General features: G+C 66.4%; 20 protein-coding genes and 1 pseudogene. 10 read left to right on the top strand and 11 right to left on the bottom strand.

The features are described 5' to 3' along the window. Window positions 1–702 (bottom strand): DUF3053 family protein, encoded by a 702-nt coding sequence (locus AX767_RS15720; protein ID WP_068632188.1) that lies wholly within the window; start codon window positions 700–702, stop codon window positions 1–3. A 19-nt stretch (window positions 703–721) separates the two neighbouring features. After that, a complete protein-coding gene (locus AX767_RS15715; RefSeq protein ID WP_156481056.1) occupies window positions 722–2020 on the bottom strand; it encodes an SUMF1/EgtB/PvdO family nonheme iron enzyme in 1299 nt (432 codons plus the stop codon). Window positions 2021–2176: 156 nt separating this feature from the next. Here AX767_RS15715 and AX767_RS15710 point away from each other — a divergent pair, with 156 nt between their 5' ends. Both AX767_RS15710 and AX767_RS15705 read left to right on the top strand, forming a co-directional pair. After that, on the top strand, window positions 2177–2806 hold the full coding sequence (locus tag AX767_RS15710) for a TRAP transporter small permease subunit (protein WP_068632186.1): 630 nt from the start codon (window positions 2177–2179) through the stop codon (window positions 2804–2806). Between the two features lie 21 nt (window positions 2807–2827). After that, complete coding sequence (locus AX767_RS15705; RefSeq protein WP_068632185.1) at window positions 2828–4666, top strand: TRAP transporter large permease; 1839 nt, start codon at window positions 2828–2830, stop codon at window positions 4664–4666. Window positions 4667–4753: 87 nt separating this feature from the next. On the opposite strand, the gene AX767_RS15700 is transcribed toward AX767_RS15705, so the two are convergent. The 4 genes from AX767_RS15700 to xseB all read right to left on the bottom strand — a co-directional run bounded on the left by AX767_RS15700 (window position 4754) and on the right by xseB (window position 9011). Further along, entirely contained in the window at window positions 4754–5836 is a 1083-nt protein-coding gene (locus AX767_RS15700) for a TRAP transporter substrate-binding protein (protein WP_068632184.1), read from the bottom strand. Between the two features lie 140 nt (window positions 5837–5976). Then, entirely contained in the window at window positions 5977–7836 is a 1860-nt protein-coding gene (gene dxs, locus AX767_RS15695; RefSeq protein WP_068632183.1) for a 1-deoxy-D-xylulose-5-phosphate synthase, read from the bottom strand. Window positions 7837–7848: 12 nt separating this feature from the next. Further along, the gene (locus AX767_RS15690) at window positions 7849–8766 is read right to left on the bottom strand and encodes a polyprenyl synthetase family protein (protein WP_068632182.1); all 918 of its coding nucleotides are present in this window, start codon (window positions 8764–8766) and stop codon (window positions 7849–7851) included. After that, window positions 8763–9011, bottom strand: a complete 249-nt coding sequence (gene xseB / locus AX767_RS15685) for an exodeoxyribonuclease VII small subunit (RefSeq protein WP_068633770.1) — start codon at window positions 9009–9011, stop codon at window positions 8763–8765. The genes AX767_RS15690 and xseB overlap by 4 nt, the downstream gene beginning before the upstream one ends. Before the next feature lie 182 nt (window positions 9012–9193). On the opposite strand from xseB, the gene AX767_RS15680 reads away from it, so the two are divergent. The 8 genes and pseudogenes from AX767_RS15680 to AX767_RS15645 all read left to right on the top strand — a co-directional run bounded on the left by AX767_RS15680 (window position 9194) and on the right by AX767_RS15645 (window position 17365). After that, a complete protein-coding gene (locus tag AX767_RS15680) occupies window positions 9194–10339 on the top strand; it encodes an aromatic ring-hydroxylating oxygenase subunit alpha (protein ID WP_068632181.1) in 1146 nt (381 codons plus the stop codon). Window positions 10340–10366: 27 nt separating this feature from the next. Beyond that, a complete protein-coding gene (locus tag AX767_RS15675; protein WP_068632180.1) occupies window positions 10367–11275 on the top strand; it encodes a DMT family transporter in 909 nt (302 codons plus the stop codon). Between the two features lie 10 nt (window positions 11276–11285). Then, entirely contained in the window at window positions 11286–12197 is a 912-nt protein-coding gene (locus AX767_RS15670; protein WP_068632179.1) for a sulfurtransferase, read from the top strand. After that, a complete protein-coding gene (locus AX767_RS15665) occupies window positions 12194–12727 on the top strand; it encodes a DUF2796 domain-containing protein (protein ID WP_068632178.1) in 534 nt (177 codons plus the stop codon). The genes AX767_RS15670 and AX767_RS15665 overlap by 4 nt, the downstream gene beginning before the upstream one ends. 13 nt (window positions 12728–12740) lie before the next feature. Further along, complete coding sequence (locus tag AX767_RS15660) at window positions 12741–13472, top strand: ATP-binding cassette domain-containing protein (RefSeq protein ID WP_068632177.1); 732 nt, start codon at window positions 12741–12743, stop codon at window positions 13470–13472. Further along, window positions 13469–14730, top strand: a pseudogene (locus AX767_RS15655) (ABC transporter permease). The gene AX767_RS15660 and the pseudogene AX767_RS15655 overlap by 4 nt, the downstream one beginning before the upstream one ends. 15 nt (window positions 14731–14745) lie before the next feature. Next, window positions 14746–15339: a DUF3299 domain-containing protein gene (locus AX767_RS15650; RefSeq protein WP_068632176.1), complete on the top strand. Its 594-nt coding sequence runs from the start codon at window positions 14746–14748 to the stop codon at window positions 15337–15339. 163 nt (window positions 15340–15502) lie between these two features. Beyond that, complete coding sequence (locus AX767_RS15645; protein WP_068632175.1) at window positions 15503–17365, top strand: DUF3300 domain-containing protein; 1863 nt, start codon at window positions 15503–15505, stop codon at window positions 17363–17365. Between the two features lie 49 nt (window positions 17366–17414). Here the strand turns inward: AX767_RS15645 and AX767_RS15640 are convergent, their stop codons facing one another. From AX767_RS15640 to AX767_RS22280, 5 genes are all read right to left on the bottom strand, one after another. After that, a complete protein-coding gene (locus AX767_RS15640; protein ID WP_156481055.1) occupies window positions 17415–17636 on the bottom strand; it encodes a hypothetical protein in 222 nt (73 codons plus the stop codon). Between the two features lie 116 nt (window positions 17637–17752). Continuing rightward, window positions 17753–18640 carry a ZIP family metal transporter gene (locus AX767_RS15635; protein ID WP_068632173.1) on the bottom strand — a complete coding sequence of 296 codons (888 nt, stop codon included), beginning with the start codon at window positions 18638–18640 and terminating at the stop codon, window positions 17753–17755. A 76-nt stretch (window positions 18641–18716) separates the two neighbouring features. Continuing rightward, the gene (locus AX767_RS15630) at window positions 18717–19613 is read right to left on the bottom strand and encodes a dienelactone hydrolase family protein (protein WP_068632172.1); all 897 of its coding nucleotides are present in this window, start codon (window positions 19611–19613) and stop codon (window positions 18717–18719) included. A gap of 81 nt (window positions 19614–19694) precedes the next feature. Next, window positions 19695–21779, bottom strand: coding sequence for a DNA polymerase I (polA, locus tag AX767_RS15625; RefSeq protein ID WP_443082785.1), 2085 nt, complete (start codon window positions 21777–21779; stop codon window positions 19695–19697). Further along, window positions 21686–22489 (bottom strand): 5'-3' exonuclease, encoded by an 804-nt coding sequence (locus AX767_RS22280; RefSeq protein ID WP_443082750.1) that lies wholly within the window; start codon window positions 22487–22489, stop codon window positions 21686–21688. Before AX767_RS22280 ends, polA begins: the two co-directional genes overlap by 94 nt. Window positions 22490–22517: the final 28 nt, after the last annotated feature.

The raw sequence follows: 22517 nt of genomic DNA, 5'->3' as shown, positions 1-22517 counted from the left end.
TCAGCCGCGGACCATCGCCTGCAACTTGCGCTGCGCAGCGCTCAGCTCGGCGCCGCGCAATTGCAACGACTGCAGCATCTTGTTGAGTTCGGCCAGCGTGGCCGGGTCTTCCACGGTCACATTGCTGCCGGTGATCTTCACTTTTGCCGCGTTCTTCTGCAAAAAGTCGGCAATCTTCAGCGTCTCGGCGAGCGTGAAATCGACGGCAGGGAACACGTCCTTGAACGTGGTCGCGGGCACAGTGACCGTGCGGGCGTAGGCCTGGTCGTAGACGGTCTTCAAGTCGTCGGGCTGCTTCAGGGCGGCGCGCGCCTGGTCGGCGGCGGCCTGCTGCTGGTCGAGCGCGGCGCGCAGGGTCGCCATGCCCTGCTGCACCTGCTCGATGTCGCCACGCCGCGCAACGACTTCGGCGATCGAACGGATCGCGCCCTTGGCGATCAGCGCGTTCATCGGCTGGCTCACCGCGCTGCTCATCCCATCGTTGAAATCGGAGATGACCGCGTAGTGGGCGGCGTAGTCGCCGAATCTCCCTTTTTCTTCTTCGGTGAGCTTGGGCACGTGAAGGCCGGGCTTGTCGAGGATGCGCGTCTGCAGGAACCCGATGAAAGCGGTGCGCTGCGCCGGCTCCTTGCTGCCGCAACCGGCCAGCAACAAGGACAAGCCGAGGCAAAGCGCTGCGAAAGCGCGAAACGGAAAAGACATGGAAGCTCCCTGAAAAAAACTACAGCGCGCAAGTCCGGAAGCCGAAGAAGCCGGCGTCGCTGTGCGGCAGTGCGAAATCGCGTCGCCGCGGCGAACGCAGGCGTGCGCGGGTGGCGAAAGAGGCGCCGCGCAACACGCGGGCCTGACCGAACGCGGGCACCGGGTCGAACGCACTGCCGGCGCTCCACGGGTCGGGCCTGAACCCCGGCCAGGGGCGCAGCGTGCCGGCGGTCCATTCCTGCACGTCGGCCCACCGAAAGCCCCGGCGCGGCGCGGTGTGCGCGGCGATCTCCCATTCGACTTCGGTGGCGATGCGACGGCCCGCCCACCGGGCCCAGGCATCGGCTTCCCACCAGCTCAGATGCACCGCGCTGTGGTGGCTTGCGGCGCGCACCGTGGTGCCGAAGCGCTGTTGCAGCACCGAGCCCCCGCTGCCGTTGCGCGCCCCGCCGATCTGCTCGACATGGCGCGGCGCGCGCCGGCCCTCGACCTGCGCCGCGAGCCAGCGCCAGCCATCGGCGTGCCACAGCGCTTCGTTGTCGTAGCCACCGTCGTCGACGAATTCGATGAACTGGCTCCAGGTCACCGGCTGGGCATCGATCTCGAACTCGGGCACGTCGACGCGGTGCATGCCCTGCTCCTGCGAAAAAACGAATCCACTGTCGGGCCGCCCGAGATCCCATGCCGTCGCGGGCACCAGCAACGGTTCGCGCGTGACGGCCGCGGGCGGCTGCCCAATGCCCAGCGACACGCCGAGCGTTTGCGCCATCACCACCAGCTGCTCGCCGCACAGGTCTTCATGCGACAGCGCGAGGCGGTAGAAATAGAGGCTGGCGTCGGTTTCGGCAGCGTTCTCGAGCAGCTCGAGCGTGACCTCCAGCGTTTCCAGCAAGTAGGCCTTGGTCTGCCCAATGTCGGGCAGGTCGGGGCCCCAGCGCGCCGCGTGTGGCCGCTGCATCGGGTCCCACCACGCGTCGGCGTTCGGGTCGATGGCGGCGAGGCGCATCGGTCGCGTCGGACACCGCTCGCCGAAGGCGCGTTGCGTGTTGCGGCTGATCCACCATTCGGCAAACCAGCCGACGTGACCCGCCAGCCAGAGCGGTGGCGCCACGCCCGGTTCGTCCGCCAGATACGGCACCGGCAGCAGCACAGACGCCAGCGCTTCTTCGTACAACGAGAGCAGGTGCAGCGTGTGGTTGCGCGCGTCGATCAGCGCCAGCGACAGCAGCTCGCGGCCCGCGCGCCGCATGTCGGGCGAGTCGATCGAATGGGGCGCCATGCCATCGGAAAACGGGGAGGATCGCGGTGTCTGGGCCATGGCCGCATTATGGCCAGCCCCTATGGTTCGCCCTGTAGGGCGGTGCGTTGGGCGCCGATAGAATTGAGCCCCCCAACGCACCCGACACCAAGGCTCACGAAGCCGCCGCGTCGGGTGCCTTCGTATTGGGGGCACCGATACCCAAATGGAGACGCAATGCAAGGCTTGCTCAAGCTGTCAAAAGCCATCGACTGGCTCAATGCCCAAGTGGGCAAATACGCCATCTGGCTCATCCTCGCCGCGACCGTGATCAGCGGCATCAACGCGATCGTGCGCAAGGTGTTCAACACCAGTTCCAACGCCTTCCTGGAAGTGCAGTGGTACCTGTTCGCCTGGTCGTTCCTGATCGCCGCCGGATTCACGCTGCTGCAGCGCGAGCATGTGCGCATCGACGTGCTCAACAGCCGCCTGTCCAAGCGAAAGCAGGTGTGGATCGACATCATCGGCTTCGCTTTTTTCCTCACGCCGTTGTGCGTGACGGTGCTCTACCTGTCGACGCCCGTCGTGATCCAGATGTATCAGTCAGGCGAAACGTCGGGCAACTCGGGCGGCCTGATCCGCTGGCCGGTGTGGGCCGCGTTGCCGATCGGCTTCGTGCTGCTGCTGCTGCAGGGCTGGTCGGAGCTCATCAAACGCATCGCGTTCCTGCGCGGCGAAGGGCCCGATCCCATGGGCCGCGTGACCGACAAGACGGCCGAGGCCGAACTGATCGAAGCACTGCGCCTGCAGACCGAAGCCGCCGCCGCGACCGCGACGACCGGCACGGCGACCAAGCCGCAACACTGAACGGCCACGCAGAAAAACACCATGGAATTTATTGTTGCCAACTTCGCCCCGATCATGTTCGCGGGGCTGATCTGCTTCCTGCTGATGGGTTTCCCGGTGGCGTTCAGCCTCGGGGCCTGCGGCCTGTTCTTCGGCCTGGTCGGCGTCGAGCTCGGCGTGTTCCAGTCGTCGGTGATGGCCTGGCTGCCGCAGCGTCTGATCGGCATCATGGCCAACGACACGCTGCTGGCCGTCCCCTTCTTCACGCTCATGGGACTCATCCTCGAGCGAAGCGGCATGGCCGAAGACCTGCTCGACACCGTCGGCCAGGTTTTCGGTCCGATGCGCGGTGGCCTGGCGCTGGCGGTGATCTTCGTCGGCGCGTTGCTGGCGGCCACCACCGGCGTGGTGGCCGCCTCCGTCATCTCGATGGGCCTGATCTCGCTGCCGATCATGCTGCGCTACGGCTACGACCGGCGGCTGTCCAGCGGCGTCATTGCCGCTTCGGGCACGCTGGCGCAGATCATCCCGCCCTCGCTGGTGCTGATCATCATGGCCGACCAGCTCGGCAAGAGCGTGGGCGACATGTACAAGGGCGCCTTCCTGCCCGGCTTCATGCTGATGGGCCTGTACGTTCTCTACGTCGTTTTCCTGGCGATCTTCAAGCCCGCGCAGGTCCCGGCGCTTCCGCTCGAAGCCCGCACCTTCCGCGAACCCGATGGCGGTGGCGGGTACGCATCGCTCGTGGCCATCACCGCGCTGTCGGCGGTGGTGGCGTTCTTCCTGGCGCACAACATGGAAGCCGTGCACACGTGGTTCCAGGGCGAGCCCGTGACCTTCGTGGCCACCGACGAGAAAGTCGTGGTCGCCATGTGCGGGGGCGTGTTCGTGGCCCTCGTGATCGCGCTGATCAACAAGGGCCTGAAGCTCAACCTGTTGTCGCGCCTGGCCGAACGGGTGACCTTCGTCCTGATCCCGCCGCTGCTGCTGATCTTCCTGGTGCTGGGCACCATTTTCCTGGGCGTCGCCACCCCCACCGAGGGCGGCGCCATGGGTGCACTCGGCGCGCTGGTCATGGCCTGGGCACGCCGACGCATGAGCTTCAGCCTGCTCAAGCAGGCGCTCGGATCGACCACCCGCCTCTCGAGCTTCGTGATGTTCATCCTGATCGGTGCCACGGTGTTCAGCCTGGTGTTCCAGGCCGCGGACGGCCCGATCTGGGTCGAGCATCTGCTTTCGAGCCTGCCAGGCGGCCCGGTCGGCTTTCTGATCGCGGTGAACCTGCTGGTGTTCTTCCTGGCGTTCTTCCTCGATTACTTCGAGCTGTCGTTCATCGTGGTGCCGCTGCTCGCACCCGTCGCCCACAAGCTGGGCATCGACCTGATCTGGTTCGGCGTGCTCCTGGCGGTGAACATGCAGACTTCGTTCATGCATCCGCCGTTCGGCTTCGCGCTGTTCTTCCTGCGCTCCGTCGCGCCCGAAAAGCAGTACGTGGACCGCGTGACACAGAAGGTCATGGAACCCGTCACGACGATGCAGATCTACAAGGGCGCGGTTCCTTTCGTGTTGATCCAGCTGACGATGGTCGGCATGCTGATCGCGTTCCCGCAGATCGTGACAGGCGCCCTCGACAAGGAGGTCAAGGTCAACCTCGATGACATCGGCTCGCAGATGCGCGACAGCCTCAAGCCCGAAGACGGTGGCCCCGCGGCCGACCCTTACGGCGCGCCGGCAGAAGGCGAGCCAAGCAATGAACCCGCCGCCGCCACCGAACCCCAGGCGCCGGTGGCGACGCCAGAAGCCGCGCCGGAAAGCAGCGGCGAGAGCGATCCCATGAAGGCCATGCAGGACGCGCTCAAGCCGCCGCCGGGCAAGCCCTGACATTCCCGGCGCGTCGAAACACCATTGCAAAAAAAAGGCCGGCCTGCTTTCGCAGGTCGGCCTTTTTGCTTGTGAACGGCCAGATCGTCAGATCTTGACCGAGTTCATGTACTGGTTGAACGGGTACTCCGAGAACCGGTTCCACAGGATCTGATCGCGCTGGAAGGCGCGCATGCTCTCATGAATGGTCTTGAATTCCGGCGACTTGGCTTCGTGCTCGGCGAACACTTCCATCGATGCCTTGAAACCCGCATCCATCACGGCCTTGGGGAACGCCTTGAGCTGGGTCTTCTCGGCGACCAGCTTCTTGAGCGCGATCGGGTTGACAGCGTCGTACTTGGCCGTCATGTCGACGGCGGCAACCTTGCAGGCGGCATCGAGGATGGCCTTGTTCTCATCCGACAACGCGTTGAACTTCTTGACGTTGATGAAGAACTCCAGGTCGGCACCGCCCTCCCACCAGCCGGGGTAGTAGTAGTAAGGCGCAACCTTGTTGAAGCCCAGCTTGGCATCGTCGTACGGACCGACGAACTCAGCCGCGTCCAGCGTGCCCTTTTCGAGCGCCTGGTACACATCGCCTGCAGGCATGTTCTGCGAGATGACGCCCAGCTTGCCCATGGCCTCGCCGAACACGCCGCCGCCCAGGCGCATCTTCAGACCCTTCAGGTCGGCAACGGTCTTGATTTCCTTGCGATACCAGCCGCCCATTTGCGTGCCGGTGTTGCCCGCGCTGGCCGTCTTGAAGTTGTACTTCGAGAAGAAATTGTCGAGCAGCTTGCGGCCGCCGCCGTACTCTTTCCAGGATGTGTTCTGGCGCGCGGTCAGCCCGAACGGGACGGCGCAGCTGAAGGCAAAGATCGGGTCCTTGCCGGTGAAGTAGTAGGCCGCCGATTGCGCCATGTCGATGTTGTCGCCTTGCAGCGCGTCGACCACGCCGAACGCTGGCATCAGTTCGCCTGCGGGATGCACGGAGATCTCGAACTTGCCACCGGAAAGGGCCTTGACGGTTTTCGAGAGCATCTCGGCGCTGCCGAAAATGGTGTCCAGCGAACGGGGAAAGCTGGACGCGAGGCGCCAGCGAACGGCGGCCTGCGCGTGCACGGCAGGTGCGACGCCGGCGGCGAGGATGCCGGCGACGCCGGCATTTTTGATGAGGGAACGACGATCCATTGAATTTCACTCCGGGTGCAAAAGAAAAAACAGAACGCGGCTTGTGACCAGCGTTGACGACTTTTTGAGCCAGAGCGATTGTAAAAAGTCGCTTACAGCATCTCGGGGGGGGTTTTCCCTGCGGAAAACCCTTTGGAGACTCAGGCTGATGGCGCCGCGCCGAAGCGCGCGGCAATGGCGCGCTCGATGCCGGCCGCATCGAGGCCGATGCCGGCCAGCAACTTGACCGGATCGCCATGCTCGATGAACTGGTCCGGCAAGCCGAGTTGCAGCACGGCCTTCTGCACGCCGGCTGCTTGCAGGGCTTCCAGAACCGCGCTGCCGGCCCCGCCCATCACCGCGCCCTCTTCCAGGGTGACCAGCGCACCGTGCGAAGCGGCGACTTCGAGCAGCAATGCCACGTCGAGTGGCTTGGCCCACCGCATGTTGACGACCGTGGCATCGAGCGCTTCTGCGGCGGTCAGCGCCGGATAGAGCAACGTGCCGAACGCGAGGATCGCAATGCCCTTTCCCTTGCGACGGATCTCGCCCTTGCCGAACGGAAGTCCGTGGAGCGTGAGGTGCGGCGTGATGCCTGCGCCCGCGCCACGCGGATAGCGGACGGCCACCGGATGATCCTGTTCGTAGGCGCTCGTCAACAGCTGCCGGCACTCGGCTTCGTCGGCCGGACACGCGACGCTCATGTTCGGAATGCAGCGCAGGAACGGAATGTCGTAGGCGCCGGCGTGCGTCGCGCCATCGGCACCCACCAGACCGGCACGGTCGAGTGCGAAGACGACCGGAAGGTTCTGGATCGCCACGTCGTGGATCAGCTGGTCGTAAGCGCGTTGCAGGAAAGTCGAATAGATCGCGACCACTGGCTTGAGCCCTTCGCAGGCCAGGCCCGCGGCGAACGTCACCGCGTGCTGCTCGGCGATGCCGACGTCGTAGTAGCGGTCGGGAAAGCGCTGCTCGAACTCCACCAACCCGGAGCCTTCGCGCATCGCCGGCGTGATGCCGACGAGGCGCCCGTCCACCGCCGCCGTGTCGCACAGCCACTGGCCGAAGACCTGCGTGAAGGTCTGCTTGGGCACGGTGGTCGGCTTGACCAGGCCCACCTGCGGATCGAACTTGCCGGGGCCGTGGTACGCCACCGGGTCGGCCTCGGCCAGCTTGTAGCCCTGGCCCTTCTTGGTGACCACATGCAGGAACTGCGGGCCGTCGAGCTGCCGGAGATTCTCGAGCGTCGGCACCAGCGAATCGAGGTCGTGGCCGTCGATCGGCCCGACGTAGTTGAAGCCGAACTGCTCGAACAGCGTGGCCGGCACGACCATGCCCTTGGCGTGCTGCTCGAAGCGGCGTGCCAGCTCGAACAGCGGCGGCGCGCCGCGCAGCACGGTCTTGCCGACATTCTTGGCCGCGGCGTAGAACTGGCCGCTCATCAACTGCGCGAGATAGCGATTCAGCGCGCCGACCGGCGGGCTGATCGACATGTCGTTGTCGTTCAGGATGACGAGCAGCTTGCAGTCGCACACGCCGGCGTTGTTGAGCGCCTCGAAGGCCATGCCCGCGGTGAGCGCACCGTCGCCGATGATCGCGACCGCGTGGCGGTCTTCGCCCTTCTGCTTGGCCGCCATCGCCATGCCGAGCGCGGCCGAGATGCTTGTCGACGAATGCGCGGTGCCGAAGGTGTCGTATTCGCTTTCGCTGCGCTGCGGAAAGCCGGCAATGCCGCCTTGCTGGCGCAAGGTGGGCATGCGGTCGCGCCGGCCGGTCAGGATCTTGTGCGGATAGGTCTGGTGGCCCACGTCCCACACCAGCCGGTCGTGCGGCGTGTTGAACACGTGGTGCAGCGCGACGGTGAGTTCGACGGTGCCGAGGTTCGAGCTCAGGTGGCCGCCGGTGCGCGACACGTTGTCGAGCACGCAGGCACGCACCTCGTCGGCCAGCTGTTGCAGTTGCAGGCGGTCGTAGTGACGGATCGGCGAGGGGTCGTGAAGCGTGGGGAGCAGTGGGGCCATGAGAACTTGTTGTTATCGGTCGCGGTCCACGACCATGTACGCCAGCGCGCGCAGCGCCGCGGTGTCGGCGAGTGCGCTGCGTTCCAGCGCAGCGAGCGCTTCGGCGAGCAACCGATGTGCTTGCGCACGCGCGCCGTCGAGGCCGAGAAGGGAGACATACGTGGGCTTGTCGCTCGCGGCGTCCTTGCCGGCAGTCTTGCCGAGTGTTTCGGAATCGGCGGTCACGTCGAGGATGTCGTCGATCACCTGGAACGCCAGGCCGATCGCGCCGCCGTAGTCGCGCAGCGCCGCGAGCGTGGCCGGCGCCACAGTGGCGCTGCACACGGCACCCATTTCGACGCTGCCCTGCAGCAACGCGCCGGTCTTGAGCCGGTGCATTTCACGCAGCTGCGCTTCATCGAGCGCGAGGCCGACGCTGGCCAGGTCGATCGCCTGGCCACCCGCCATGCCCTGGCTGCCGGCCGCCGAGGCCAGCAGGCGGCACAGGCGCGCCTGCATCGCGGCAGGCACGTCATCGCCTTCGGGCGTGAGCAGTTCGAACGCGAGCGCCTGCAAGGCGTCGCCGGCGAGCAGCGCGTCGGCCTCCCCGAACTTCACATGCACGGTCGGTTTGCCGCGGCGCAGTACGTCGTTGTCCATGCAGGGCAAGTCGTCGTGCACCAGCGAATAGGCGTGGATGAGTTCGGTGGCGCAGGCCGCGCGCAGCGCCGCGGCACCATTGCCGCCGACCGCCTCGCTGGCCGCCAGCACCAGCAGCGGGCGCAGGCGCTTGCCGCCGTCGAGCACCGCATAGCGCATCGCATCGCCGAGCAGCACGGGTGCATCGACGCCGACCCAGCGCGACAGCGCCGCTTCGACATTGCGCAGGTGCGATGCGCTCCACGCGGCCAGGCGCGCGGCGTCCCATGTCGACGTCACCGGGCCGCTCATTCGGGTGCCCAAACCTTCAGGCTGCCTGCATCGAGCACCATGATCTGGTCTTCGACCGCCTGCAGCTTGTCGCGGCAGAAAGCGAGCAATGCCGCCCCGCGCTGGTAGCTGCCGAGCAGCTGGTCGAGCGGCAACTGGCCCGACTCGAGTTCGGCCACCAGTTGTTCGAGTTCCTGCAGCCCCGCTTCGTAGCTGGCGGGCAGCGCGGCAGGCGTTGACGTGGCGGGAGAAGGCACCTTGGGCATGCGGGGATCGTGGGTGAAACCGCCCATTTTAGGGCGCAGGCGAGATCGGGCACCCCCGGGTACAATCGCCCCTCTCGCGTCGGCCAGCGGCCGGCGAATTTCATGGCCGTCGCGCTGTTCCAGACGCCGCCTTCCGTTTTCTTTCTCCCTTCCTTCCCTGTGGGGAGCTTGGTCAGGTCTTGATGTCTGATTTAAGTCTTCAACTGCAGCAGGCCACGAGCCAACTTCCGGTTTCCGCGTATTTCGACGAGTCGCTCTATGCGCGCGAAATGAAGACGCTGTTTTCCCGCGGGCCGCGCTATGTCGGCCACCGCCTGGCTGTGCCCGAACCGGGCAACTTCCACACGCTGCCGCAGGAGCACAACGGCCGCGCGCTGGTGCACACGCCCAAGGGCGTGGAACTCATTTCGAACGTGTGCCGGCATCGCCAGGCGCTCATCCTGCAAGGCCGCGGCCAGCTCGAAGCACAGGCCGGCGGCAACATCGTCTGCCCGTTGCACCGCTGGACCTACGCCGCGGCCGATGCGCGCGCCACCGGCACGCTCATCGGCGCCCCGCATTTCGACAAGGACCCCTGCCTCAACCTGCACAACTACCCGCTCACCGAGTGGAACGGGCTGCTGTTCGAGAAGAACGCCGATGGCACGGGGCGCGACGTGGCGGCCGACATGGCCACGCTCGGCCCCCGCGCCGACCTCGACTTCACGGGCTACACGCTGGACCGCGTCGAACTGCACGAGTGCAACTACAACTGGAAGACCTTCATCGAGGTCTATCTGGAGGACTACCACGTCGGCCCGTTCCATCCGGGCCTCGGGAGCTTCGTGACCTGCGACGACCTTCGCTGGGAGTTCAACCCGCACTTCTCGGTGCAGACCGTCGGCGTGGCCAACCGGCTCGGCCGCGCGGGCAGCCCGGTCTACCAGAAGTGGCAGGAGCAGCTGCTGAAGTACCGCGACGGCAAGCCGCCGAAATACGGTGCGATCTGGCTCACCTACTACCCGCACGTGATGATCGAGTGGTACCCGCACGTGCTCACCGTTTCGACCCTGCACCCGGTGAGCCCCACCAAGACGCTCAACATGGTCGAGTTCTTCTACCCTGAAGAAATCGTCGCCTTCGAGCGCGAGTTCGTCGATGCGCAACAGGCCGCCTACATGGAGACCTGCGTGGAAGACGACGAGATCGCCGAGCGCATGGATGCCGGCCGCCGCGCGCTCATGCTGCGCGGAGACGACGAGAGTGGCCCCTATCAAAGCCCGATGGAAGACGGCATGCAGCAGTTCCACGAGTGGTACCGGCAAGCGATGCGCGCGCCCGAGGCCTAGCGCACCACCGCCGTGCAAGCTTTGTGGATGGTGCTGGCCGCACTGATATTCGCCACCATGGGCGTGTGCGTGAAGATCGCTTCCGCGTACTTCGGCAGCGCCGAACTGGTGTTCTACCGGGGCCTCATCGGCATCGTGTTTCTCGGCGTGCTGGCGCGCAGCCGCGGCGTGTCCCTGCGCACCGACTACCCCGGCATGCACGCCTGGCGCAGCCTGATCGGCGTGGTCTCGCTCGGCGCCTGGTTCTATGCCATCGCGCACCTGCCGCTCGCCACCTCGATGACGCTCAACTACATGAGCAGCGTGTGGATCGCGGCCTTCCTGGTCGGCGGCGCGATGCTGTCATGGATGCCGGTGCCCGGGCGCGACAAGCGCAACCAGCGCCCGCCGCTGCAGGGCACGCTGGTGCTCACCGTGCTGGCCGGCTTTTGCGGCGTGGTGCTGATGCTGCGACCTTCGCTCGGCGAGAACCAGGGCTTCGCGGCGCTGATCGGCCTGATGTCGGGCATGACGGCTGCATTCGCCTACATGCAGGTGATGGCGCTCTCGCGCATCGGCGAACCCGAAACGCGCACGGTGTTCTATTTCGCGCTCGGTTCGGCGGTGGCCGGCGGGCTGGCCACGCTGGTCACCGGCTTTTCCGAATGGGACTGGCAGCACGCGCTGTGGCTGCTGCCGGTCGGCGTGCTCGCATCGCTCGGCCAGCTGTGCATGACCCGGGCGTACGCGACGGCGAAGACCGAAGGTGGCACCCTGCTGGTCGCCAACCTGCAATATTCGGGCATCGTGTTCGCGGCGATCTACAGCGTGTTGCTGTTCGGCGACCGCATCGACGCGATGGGCTGGGCCGGCATGGCCCTCATCGTCGCCAGCGGCATCGCCGGCACGATCCTGCGGCAACGCACCGTCCCCAAGGCACCGGCCGAAGAACACTGAAGGAAACGCCATGCGCTACACCACCCTGATTTCCGTCGAACAACTGCAGGCACTCGAAGCCGGCGGTACGCCGCACATGGTGTTCGACTGCACCTTCGACCTGATGAAGCCCGAGTCGGGTGCCGCGCAGTACACCGAGGCGCACATTCCCGGCGCGGTCTACGCGAATCTCGACACCGACCTGAGCGCGCCGCACGGCGTTCCCGGCAAGGACGGCCAGGTGATCGTGGCCGAGGAAGACGGCGAGCCGTCGTCGGGCGGACGCCATCCGCTGCCGAGCCGCGAAAAGTTCGCGGCCTGGCTGTCGAGCGTCGGCTTCGCCAACGGCATGCAGGCCGTGGTGTACGACCGCAACGGCGCCAACTACTGCGGCCGCCTCTGGTGGATGCTCAAGTGGATGGGTCACGACGCGGTCGCCGTCCTCGATGGCGGACTGCAAGCTTGGCAAGCCGCCGGCGGCGCGGTGATCGATCGCGAAGAGCCTGCGCACTTCCAGTCGAACTTCGTGGCCGGTGAACCGCTCCTTGCGCTCGCGACCACCGCGATGGTCGCGAGCCGCCTCGACCAGCCCGGCCAGACCGTGATCGACGCGCGCGCCGGTGCACGCTACCGCGGCGAGGTCGAACCGCTGGACCCGATCGCTGGCCACATTCCCGGCGCATTGAACCGGCCCTTCGCCGAGAACATCGGTGCCGATGGCAAGTTCAAGCCGGCCGCGCAACTGCGCGCCGAGTTCGAGACGCTGTTGGGGGGCCGCGATCCGGCGAGCGTGGTGCACCAGTGCGGCAGCGGCGTGAGCGCGGTGCCGAACCTGCTCGCGATGCAGATCGCCGGCTTCGAGCCGACGGCGCTCTATGCCGGCAGCTGGAGCGAATGGAGCAACACGCCGGGGCTGCCGACCCGGCAGGGAGCGAACCCATGAGCGCGAAGCACGTCTTTGCCGCCGCGGTGCTCGCATACGTCGCGTCCACCGCCAGCGCGCAGGCACAGCATGCGCATGTGCACGGCCTCCTCAAGCTCGATGTGGCAATCGACGGCGCGACACTCACCATCGCGATCGACTCGCCGCTCGACAACATCGTCGGCTTCGAACGCGTGCCGCGCAACGACGCCGAGAAGAAGGTCGTCGCGCAAGCGGTCGCCCGGCTGCGCACGCCCGGCGCGCTGTTCAAAATCGATCCCGCCGCGGGTTGCAAGGCGGGCCAGATCGACCTCGACGCGCCGATGATCGGCCTCGGGGAGGCCAAGGCGGAACGCGATGCCGGCCATGCCGATCTCGAAGGCACATTCACCTTCCGCTGCACCGACGCCGCCAAGGTGCGCTTCATCGACCTCGCGCTGTTCGACGCCTTCCGCACCGTGCGCCGGGTCGACGTGCAGATCGCATCGCCGCAAGGTCAGTTCCAGCGCACCGTCACGCGTCCGAGCGACCGGTTGCGTTGGGGCCCATGACGCCGTGACCGCGATGAACGGTCACGCGACCGACATCGCGCGCCGGGCGCTGGCAGCCGATGCGCTGAAGTTCAGCTGGCCCGGCGCGAGCGCGCCGACCATCGACATCGATCACTTCGAGGTCGCCGCCGGCGAGGCCGTCTTCCTGCATGGGCCGAGCGGCTGCGGCAAGAGCACGCTGCTGTCGCTGCTCGCAGGCGTTTTGCTTGCCGACACCGGAACCATCACGCTGCTCGACCACGACTGGGCCCAGCTGTCGGGCACGGCGCGCGACCGCTTGCGCGTCGCGCACGTGGGCTACATCTTTCAGCAATTCAACCTGCTGCCGTACCTCAGCGTGCGCGACAACGTCTTGCTGCCGTGCCGCTTCTCGGCACGTCGCGAGGCACAGGCCGCACGCACCGGCAGCTCGCGCGACGAGGCCGAGCACCTGCTCGCGCGGATGGGTCTGCCGCGCGATCTCTGGTCGCGCCAGGCCATGCACCTGTCGGTCGGCCAGCAGCAGCGCGTCGCCGCGGCGCGCGCGCTCATCGGCCAGCCCGAACTCATCATCGCGGACGAACCCACCTCGGCGCTCGACGAGGACCGGCGCGAGGCCTTCCTCGATGTGCTGCTCTCGGCGTGCGCCGCACACCAGAGCGCACTGGTGTTCGTGAGCCACGACCAGCGCATCGCGGCGCGCTTCGGGCGACACGTGCTGCTGCCCGACATCAACCGCGCGGCATCGTCGACTGCAGACGCATGAAGGCGATCTTCTCCATCGCATGGCGCAGCGCCTGGAACCGCCGTTTCACGCTGGCGCTCACGGTGCTGTCGATCGCACTCTCGACCTTCCTGCTGCTCGGCGTGGAGCGCATCCGAACCGAACTGCGGGAGAACTTTTCGTCCTCGGTCTCGGGCACAGACTTGATCGTCGGCGCGCGCACCGGCTCGACGCAGCTCTTGCTGTATTCGGTGTTTCGCATCGGCGCGGCGACCAACAACGTGTCGTGGAAGAGCGTGCAGGCGCTCTCGGCGCACAAGGGCGTCGACTGGGTCGTGCCGCTCTCGCTGGGCGACTCGCATCGCGGCTTCGCGGTGCTGGCGACCACGCCGGCGTACTTCGAACACTTCCACTACGGCAACCGGCAGTCGCTCGCGATGCGCGAAGGCAAGCCGCTCGGCGAGCTGTTCGATGCGGTGGTGGGCGCCGAGGTGGCCGACGCGCTCGGCTACCGCGTCGGCCAGAAGATCACCCTGGCGCACGGAAGCGGCGAACTCAACGTCGCCGAGCACGCCGACAAGCCTTTCACGGTGGTCGGCGTGCTCGCGCGCACCGGCACGCCGGTCGACCGCACGGTGCACATCGGTCTCGGTGCGATGGAAGCGATCCATCTCGACTGGGTCAGCGGCGCGCCGATGCCGGGGTTCACCATTCCGGCCGAGCAGGTGCGCAAGTTCGACCTCACGCCAAAAAGCGTGACCGCCGCACTGGTCGGCCTGAAGAACCGCGCCGCGGTGTTCGCGGTGCAGCGCTGGGTATCGACCTACCCCGACGAGCCGCTCATGGCCATCCTGCCCGGCGTCGCGCTGGACGAACTCTGGCGCGTGATCGGCATCGGCGAGAACGCGCTGCTGCTGATGTCGGCGCTGGTCGCACTGGTCAGCCTCGCGGGGCTCGTGTCAGTCGTGATGGCAAGCCTGAACGAACGCCGGCGCGAGCTCGCGGTGTTGCGTGCGGTCGGCGCCAGCCTGCGCCATGTGCTCGGCCTGCTGGCGCTCGAAGGCGCCATGGTCACCTGCTCGGCGTGGTGCTGGGTGTCGTGTTCGCGGTGCTCGGCATCGCCCTGCTGTCGCCGTGGCTGCAATCGCACTTCGGCCTCGCGCTGACGCTCGGCGAACCTACACTGAACGAATGGACGCTGATCGGCGGGCTGCTCGCGGCCGGTTGGCTGGCCAGCCTGATGCCGGGCGTGCGGGCCTACCGCCTCTCGCTCGCCGACGGCCTTTCCCCCCGAATCTGAACGGAGTCGAACACCATGCTTCGCCACACCTTTGTCACGCTGGCGGCTGCGACCGCCATCGCGTCGGCCTTCGCTGCCGGCCCGGCGCCGCAGCCGACGTCGCCCACCAACCCGCTGGGCGGCAAGGCGGCACCCGCCGCGAAAGCGGGCCAGGCGCGCGAGATCTCGTGGGCCGAGTTGGTGCCGAAGGACTGGGACCCGATGAAGGCCTACAAGGACATCGACCTCAGCAAGCTCGACGATGCCGATCCGAAGGCGAACGAGCTGCTCATGAAGATGCAGAAGGTATCGGACAACGCACCGAGCAACCCGGCGCTCAACGGCGTCGAGGTGAAGATTCCGGGCTTCATCGTGCCGCTCGAAGAGAACAAGGGCGAAGTAACGGAGTTCCTGCTGGTGCCCTACTTCGGCGCCTGCATTCACACGCCGCCGCCACCCGCCAACCAGATCCTGCACGTCAAGCCGCAGCAGGGCGCCAAGTTCCGCGCGATGGACACGGTGTGGGTCACGGGCAAGCTCGAAACCGTTCGCAACGATTCGATGATGGGCGTGAGCGGCTACAGCATGTCTGCGCAAAGCGTCACCAAATACAACGGCGGCGCGAAATAGGCCCACAGGCAGCGGCGATACGCGCTGTCACATCCCGCGTCGGCGTGCGGCATACGGTAAACGTTGAATGACAAGGGCCACCCGGATCTCTCGGCGCCTTTCGTTTTCCGGAGACACCGCTGATGAACCGATTTCCCAAGCCCGTTCGCCGTCCAGGCAACTGATGATCGTGGTGCTCTGCGCTGGCGCGATGCTCGTCAGCGGCTGCGACAAGGCGCCAGGTGTCCCGGCGCCCGCCGCGCCCCCGACCCCGTCGGCCGAATCCACCGCGCAGCCCGTCGTCGCCACGCCGGTCTCGGCGCTGGCCGCGCCGGTTTACGTGCCGCCGGGCGCCGAACAGCTCTACCAGATGGTCGCGCCGATCGCGCTCTATCCCGACAAGCTCGTGGCACAGGTGCTTGCCGGATCGACCTACCCCGACCAGGTCACTGCGGCCGATCAATGGCTGGGGCAGAACACCTCATTGAAAGCCGGCCCGCTGGCGGATGCCGCCGAGCAGCAGCCATGGGATCCGAGCATCAAGTCGCTTACCGCCTTCAAGCGCGTGCTCGACCAGATGGCGTCGAACATGCCATGGACGACCGCACTGGGGCAGGCCTACTACCACGACCCCGACGACGTGATGAACGCCATCCAGGTGATGCGACAGCGCGCGTCGAAGGCCGGCAAGCTCAAGAGCACGACGCAGTTGCGTGTGGCGAGCGGCTCGGCGCCGGCGGCGGGCTACGCACCCGATCCGAATGCGCCTTCGTACTACAGCGGCCCCGTCATCGTGGAACCGCCGCCGCAGTACATCACCATCGAGCCGGCGCAGCCCGACGTGGTGTACGTGCCCAGCTACGACCCGCGCGGCATCTACGGCGAACCGGTGGCGGTCTATCCGGGCTATGCGTACGCGCAACCGGTGTACGCCGAACCGCGCTACAGCAACGCGCAGATCGCCACGGCGAGCGCACTCACGTTCGGCACCGGCGTCGTCGTCGGCGCGGCGCTGCAGCGCCATGGCTGGGGCTGGAATTCGTGGGGCATGAACTGGGGCCGGCCCGATGCCTATCGCGGTGGCAATCGCCCCCCGCACGAAGCGCGTGGATACGACAGGCCGGCAGTGGTCTACAACCGGTCGACCTACGTCTCGCGCACGCAGGAAACCATCATCAACAACAACGTGCGCAACAACTTCGTCAGCAACGGCGGCGGTGCGTCGCAAGGCCAGGGCCAGACGGCGTTCGAGCAGATGCGCCGGCAGCAGGTGCAGCGCGAGCAGGCCCAGCAACAGGCGCAACAGTCCGGCCAGGCTGCTGCTCAGCAGTCACAGCTGATTCAGCAGCAGCAGCGACAGCAACAACAGGCACAAGCACAGGCTCAGGCCGCGCAACAGGCCCAGGTGCGACAACAGCGAGAACAAGTCCGCCAACAGCAGATGCAACAGGCTCAGGGCCAGCAGCAGCAACAGCAGGTTCGGCAGCAGCAGGCACTGCGCGACCCGCAACGGCAGCAGCAAGTACAGCAGGTTCAGCGTCAGCAGCAACGCCAGCAGGAGCAGCAGGCCGAACAGTCACGGCGCCAGCAAGCGCAGGGGCAGCAAGCGCAGCAGCAAGCGCGGCAACAACAGCAACAACAAGCGCAACAGGCTCAGCAGCAGGAGCGCCAGCAACAGATGCAACGGCGCCAGGCGCAACAAGCGCAGGCACAGGCCCAGCAGACCCAGGTGCGCCAGCAACAACAAGCCCAGCAAGTGCAACAACAGCAGGCCCGTCAGGAGCAAGCACAGCAGGCTCACGCGCAGCGAATGCAGGTTCGCCAACAGCAGGATCAGGCGCAACGCCAGCAACAGCAGGTGCAGCAACAGCAGGCCCAGCAAGCTCAGCAGCAGCAGGCTCATCAGCAACAGATGCAGCAGCGTCAGCAGCGTCAGCAGCAAATGCAGCAGCAGCAGCAGCAGCAGGCTCAGGCGCAGCAGCGTGTGCAAGCCCAGCGACCGCCGGGCCGGCCGGGGCGCCGCCCTCAGGACGAGCCGAATCGCTGACGGCTGGCTTCACGCCGGTCAAACGGGGTGAAGCCAGCCTGGAGATTGATCAGTCGGGCGCTTGCACGACGCGATCGGTTTCCTCATCGGCCGGCACGTTGTCGGCATCGAGATCGCTCGCATCGGTCAGGTCGATGCCGGTTTCCTCCGACAGCTCGTCGGGCGCCTCGTTTTCCGGCACTTCGAGATCGTCGTCCAGCACATTCGGTACGGGATGCGGATGGGATTGCGGCTGTCCGCCGGCGTGAACTTTCGAATCGGCACTCGACATGATCGGCTCCTCGTTCTGGACTTTGTCAAAGACCACATGGTGCGCCCAAGCGATGGCAGGTGCTTCGGCACCGCGCCCGTTTCAGGTGTCGGACGGCGCCGCAGATGATGCCGCGCTCAATGCTTGTGGTCGTCGTGCGCCTGCGTCTCTTCGCCATGCGAATGGTCGTGATCGTGACCCTGTTCGCCGTGCGCGAGCCGGCTCACCAGCGTCACCAGCACGATGCCGGCCAGGAGCCAGACGATCTGCGCCGCGGTCTGCCGGGCCGGCAAACGTTTCTGCAGTTGCGGAATGAGGTCGGCCAGGGCGACGTAGACGAAGCTGCTGCTCGCCAACACCAGAAAGTAAGGCAACCATGCGTGCAGCTGGTCGACCAGCCACCAGCCCACGATGCCGCCCAGCGCGGTCATGGTGCCGGCCAGCGACACCTTGAGCAGTGCGGCGCGCGAATTCGGCGATGTCTGCCGCAGTACGATGAGGTCGCCGATGTGGTGCGGCACCTCGTGTGCCAGCACCGCCACCGCGGCCACCAGCCCCAGTCGCATGTCCGCAATGAAGGCCGACGCGATCAGAATGCCGTCGCCGAAGCAATGCACGCTGTCACCGGTGAGCACCGCCCAGCCGCCGGCCGGTGGCGCGTGCGAATGCGCATGCCCGTGATCATGGCCATTTCCGTGCCCATGCCCGTGGTGCGCGGCGTCTTCACCGTGGCTGTGCTCGTGCCCGTGATGCCACAGCTCGGCCTTGTCGAGCAGGAAAAAAAACACCAGCCCGAAGAGCAGCACCGCGAACAGCACCGCCGGCTCGATGCGGCTTTCAAAGGCCTCGGGCAAGAGGTGCATGAACGCCGTTGCGAGCAGCGCGCCGGCCGCGAGGCTGAGCAGGTGCTGCGGGTTCACGCCACCGCCGTCGCGCCGCACGCCGACGCGCATGAGCAATGCAGCCAGCCAGACGCTGCCGATGCCGGCGACGAGGGTCGCGCCGATGATTGCGATCAAATTCATAGAAGCCGATGTCATCTGAAAATAAAAAGGCCGCCCATCGGACGGCCTTCCAAGCGAAAGCGGCTACCGGGCGTCGTCAGGCGACACCGTTGACCCTGAACCAGGCCAGCGCCCGGTTCCAGCCGTCATCGGCCGGACCCACGATGTAGCTCGGCCGGTAATCGGCGTGGAAGGCGTGGCCCGCCTCCGGATACACAACAAAGCTCGACGCTTTGGCGGCGGCACTGCCTGTGGCCAGGACGCTTTTCATCTTATCAACGCTGTCAAGGGGGATGCCCTGGTCCTTGCCGCCATAGAGGCCGAGCACGGGCGCCTCCAGGACGGTCGCGATGTCGACCGGGTTGGTCGGGGTCAGCGGGTTGGTCGCACCGACAAGCCGGCCGTACCACGCGACGCCGGCCTTGACCTTCCCGGTGGCGGCATAGAGCCAGGTGATGCGGCCGCCCCAGCAGAAGCCGGTGATGCCGGCGTTGGCCGCATTGCCGCCGTTGGCCGACGCCCATGACAGCGCGCCGTCCAGGTCGGCCATCACCTGCGCATCGGGCACCTTGCTCACGATGTCGGCTTGCAGCTTGGGAATGTCGGTGTAGCCCTTGGGGTCGCCCTGCCGCGCATACAGCTCGGGCGCGATGGCCAGGTAGCCGAGGTTGGCGAAACGGCGGCACACGTCGGCGATGTACTCGTGCACGCCGAAGATTTCCTGTATCACGAGGATCACCGGCAGGCCGGTCTTGCCGGCGGGCTGCGCCGCATAGGCCGGTACGTCGAAGCCGTTGACCCGGTAGGTGATCGGGCCGGCCTTGAGCCCCGTGTCAGCCGTCTTGATGACGGTTTGCGCAGCGATCGGCAGCGTCGCTGCGGCGTAGCCGACGCCCAGCGCGACCTTGATCGCGGTGCGGCGCGAGGCGCCCTGATCGGTGCTGGCGCCGGGGCGCAGGGAATCGAATTCGGCTTTCAGGTCGTCACGGGTCATGCGTCCGGTTCTCCGGGTGAGTGAATGAAATGGGCGAGAGCGCAGTCTGCGCCGGAAGGCCAAATCCCTTGGGCAAAACGGTCAATGCGCCTTTTCCCAATTGGGTCCGAAGCCGATCTCGGCGAGCAGCGGCACCTGCAGATCGGCCACGCTTGCCATGATCTTCGGCACTTCGACGCGCACCCATTCGACTTCGTCTTCGGGGACTTCGAACACCAGTTCGTCGTGCACCTGCATGATCATCTTCGTGCCGCGCCGCTCGGCGTCGAGCACGTCTTGTACTTTCACCATGCTGAGCTTGATCAGGTCGGCTGCCGTGCCCTGCATCGGCGCGTTGATGGCGGCGCGCTCGGCACCGCCACGGCGCGGACCGTTGGGCGAATTGATCTCCGGCAAATAGAGCCGGCGACCGAACACCGTCTCGACGTAGCCCTTTTCCTTGGCCAGCGCCTTGGTTTCGTCCATGTAGATCTTCACGCCCGGATAGCGCGCGAAGTAACGATCGATGTACGAGGCGGCCGCCTTGGTTTCGATGCCGAGGTTGCGCGCCAGGCCGAAGCTGCTCATGCCGTAGATGAGCCCGAAGTTGATCACCTTCGCGTAGCGGCGCTGCTCGCTCGTCACCTGCTCGGGCGTGCTGCCGAACACTTCGGCGGCCGTCGCGCGGTGCACATCGATGCCTTCGGTGAACGCGCGCAGCAGCGAGGCGTCGCCGCTGATGTGCGCCATGATGCGCAGCTCGATCTGCGAGTAGTCGGCGCTGGCAATCACACTGCCCTGCGGCGCCACGAAGGCCTCCCGCACACGGCGCCCTTCTGCGGTCTTCACCGGGATGTTCTGCAGGTTGGGATCATTGCTGCTCAACCGCCCCGTGACGGCAACCGCTTGCGCGTAGTGCGTGTGCACGCGGCCCGTGCGTGGGTTGGCGAGTTGGCCCAGCTTGTCGGTGTAGGTGCCCTTGAGTTTGGACAGGCCGCGGTGCTCGAGGATCTTCTTCGGCAGCGGATAGTCCTCGGCCAATTTTTCCAGCACCTCCTCGTCGGTGCTGGGCGCGCCGCTCGGCGTTTTCTTGACGATGGGCAAACCGAGCTTGTTGAAGAAGATGTCGCCAATCTGTTTCGGGCTGCCGAGGTTGAACGGCTGCCCGGCGATCTCATAGGCCTCCTGCTCGATCGCCATGATCCGCGTGCCGAGTTCGTGGCTCTGCGTGGCGAGCAGCGGCGCATCGATCAGCACGCCGTTGCGCTCGATGCGGTAGAGCGCCTCGCTCGAATCCATCTCCAGACGGTAGATGAACATCAGCTTCTCGTCGGCCTGCAGCTGGGGCCACAGCACGCGGTGCACGTCGAGCGTCTGGTCGCTGTCTTCGCAGGAATATTCGGCGGCCTTCGCGATGTCGACCTGGCTGAATGAGATCTGGTGCGCGCCCTTGCCGCACAGGTCTTCGTACGAGATGCCGCTGCGCCCGAGGTGGCGTTCGGCCAGGCTGCCGAGCCCGTGCGGCCTGTGCACTTCGAGCACGTAGCTCTGGAGCATGGTGTCGTGCGCATAGCCTTGCACCTCGACGCCGTGGTTCGCGAGCACGTGCCGGTCGTACTTGACGTGCTGGCCCAGCTTTTTCTTTGCGCCGTCCTCGAGCCAGGGCTTAAGCCGTGCGATGACCTCCTCGCGGTTCAGCTGCTCGGGCGCATCGGGGTAGTTGTGGGCCAGCGGAATGTAGGCCGCCTCGCCCGGCGTCACGCTGAAGCTCAGGCCCACGATCTCCGCACGCATTTCGTCGAGCGAGGTGGTTTCGGTGTCGAGCGCGACGAGGTCGGCAGCCTCGATTTTCGCGAGCCACCGGTCGAAGGCCTCCCACGTCATCACTGTGTCGTACGACAGGTTGGAAGCGCGATCGGCCGCTTGTGCAGCGAACTCGTCGAACAAGCCGGGGTTCTGGTCGTCGGCCTTGTGCTTCTTGATGCTGTCTTCGATCAGTTCCGGCGGCACTTCCTGTGCTTCGAGCGATTTCACCAGGCTCTTGAATCCGTACTGCTCATAGAACGCCTTGAGCTCGGTCGTTCGCTGTGCACTCATGGCGATCCCGTCCATCGCCGGCAGCCCGGAGACATGCCCGGCGAGGTCGCAGTCGGTGCGGATCGTGACGAGGCGACGCCCCTGCGGCAGCCAGTCGAGCGCATTGCGGAGGTTCTCGCCGGCCTGCCCTTGATTTCCGCGGCATGTTCGAGCAAGCCGTCGAGCGAGCCGTATTGCATGAGCCATTTGGCCGCCGTCTTGGGGCCGACCTTGTCAACGCCGGGCACGTTGTCGACGGTGTCGCCCACGAGCGTCTGGTAGTCGACCATGAGCGCGGGCGGCACGCCGAATTCAGCGGTCACGCCGGCCACGTCGCGCTTTTTGCCGTTCATGGTGTCGATGATGGTGACGTGCGCGTCGACCAGCTGGCTGAGGTCCTTGTCGCCACTCGACACGATCACTTCGATCTGCTGGTCGGCCGCGGTGCGCGCCAGCGTGCCGATCACATCGTCGGCCTCCACGTCGGGCACGCACAGCACCGGCCAGCCCATCAGGCGGACCACTTCGTGGATGGCGACGACCTGGCTGCGCAGGTCGTCCGGCATCGGCGAGCGGTTGGCCTTGTAGTCGGGATACCAGTCGTCGCGAAACGTCTTGCCGGGCGCGTCGAAAACGCACGCCGCGTAGTCGGCCCGGACCTCACGCCGCAGCGCCTGCATCATGTTGATCATTCCGCGGATCGCGCCGGTGGCGGGGCTGGCCGGATCGCCCGGCACCGCGCGCAGGTCGGGCATGGCGTGGAATGCGCGGTAGAGATAGCTCGATCCATCGACGAGCAGCAGGGTTTTCTTGTCGGTCATGCGGGGCATTTTGCCGCGTTGCCTTCCG

This window comes from Variovorax sp. PAMC 28711, from assembly GCF_001577265.1.
GTDB lineage: Bacteria > Pseudomonadota > Gammaproteobacteria > Burkholderiales > Burkholderiaceae_C > Variovorax.
This window is presented reverse-complemented; position numbering and strand designations above follow the sequence as displayed.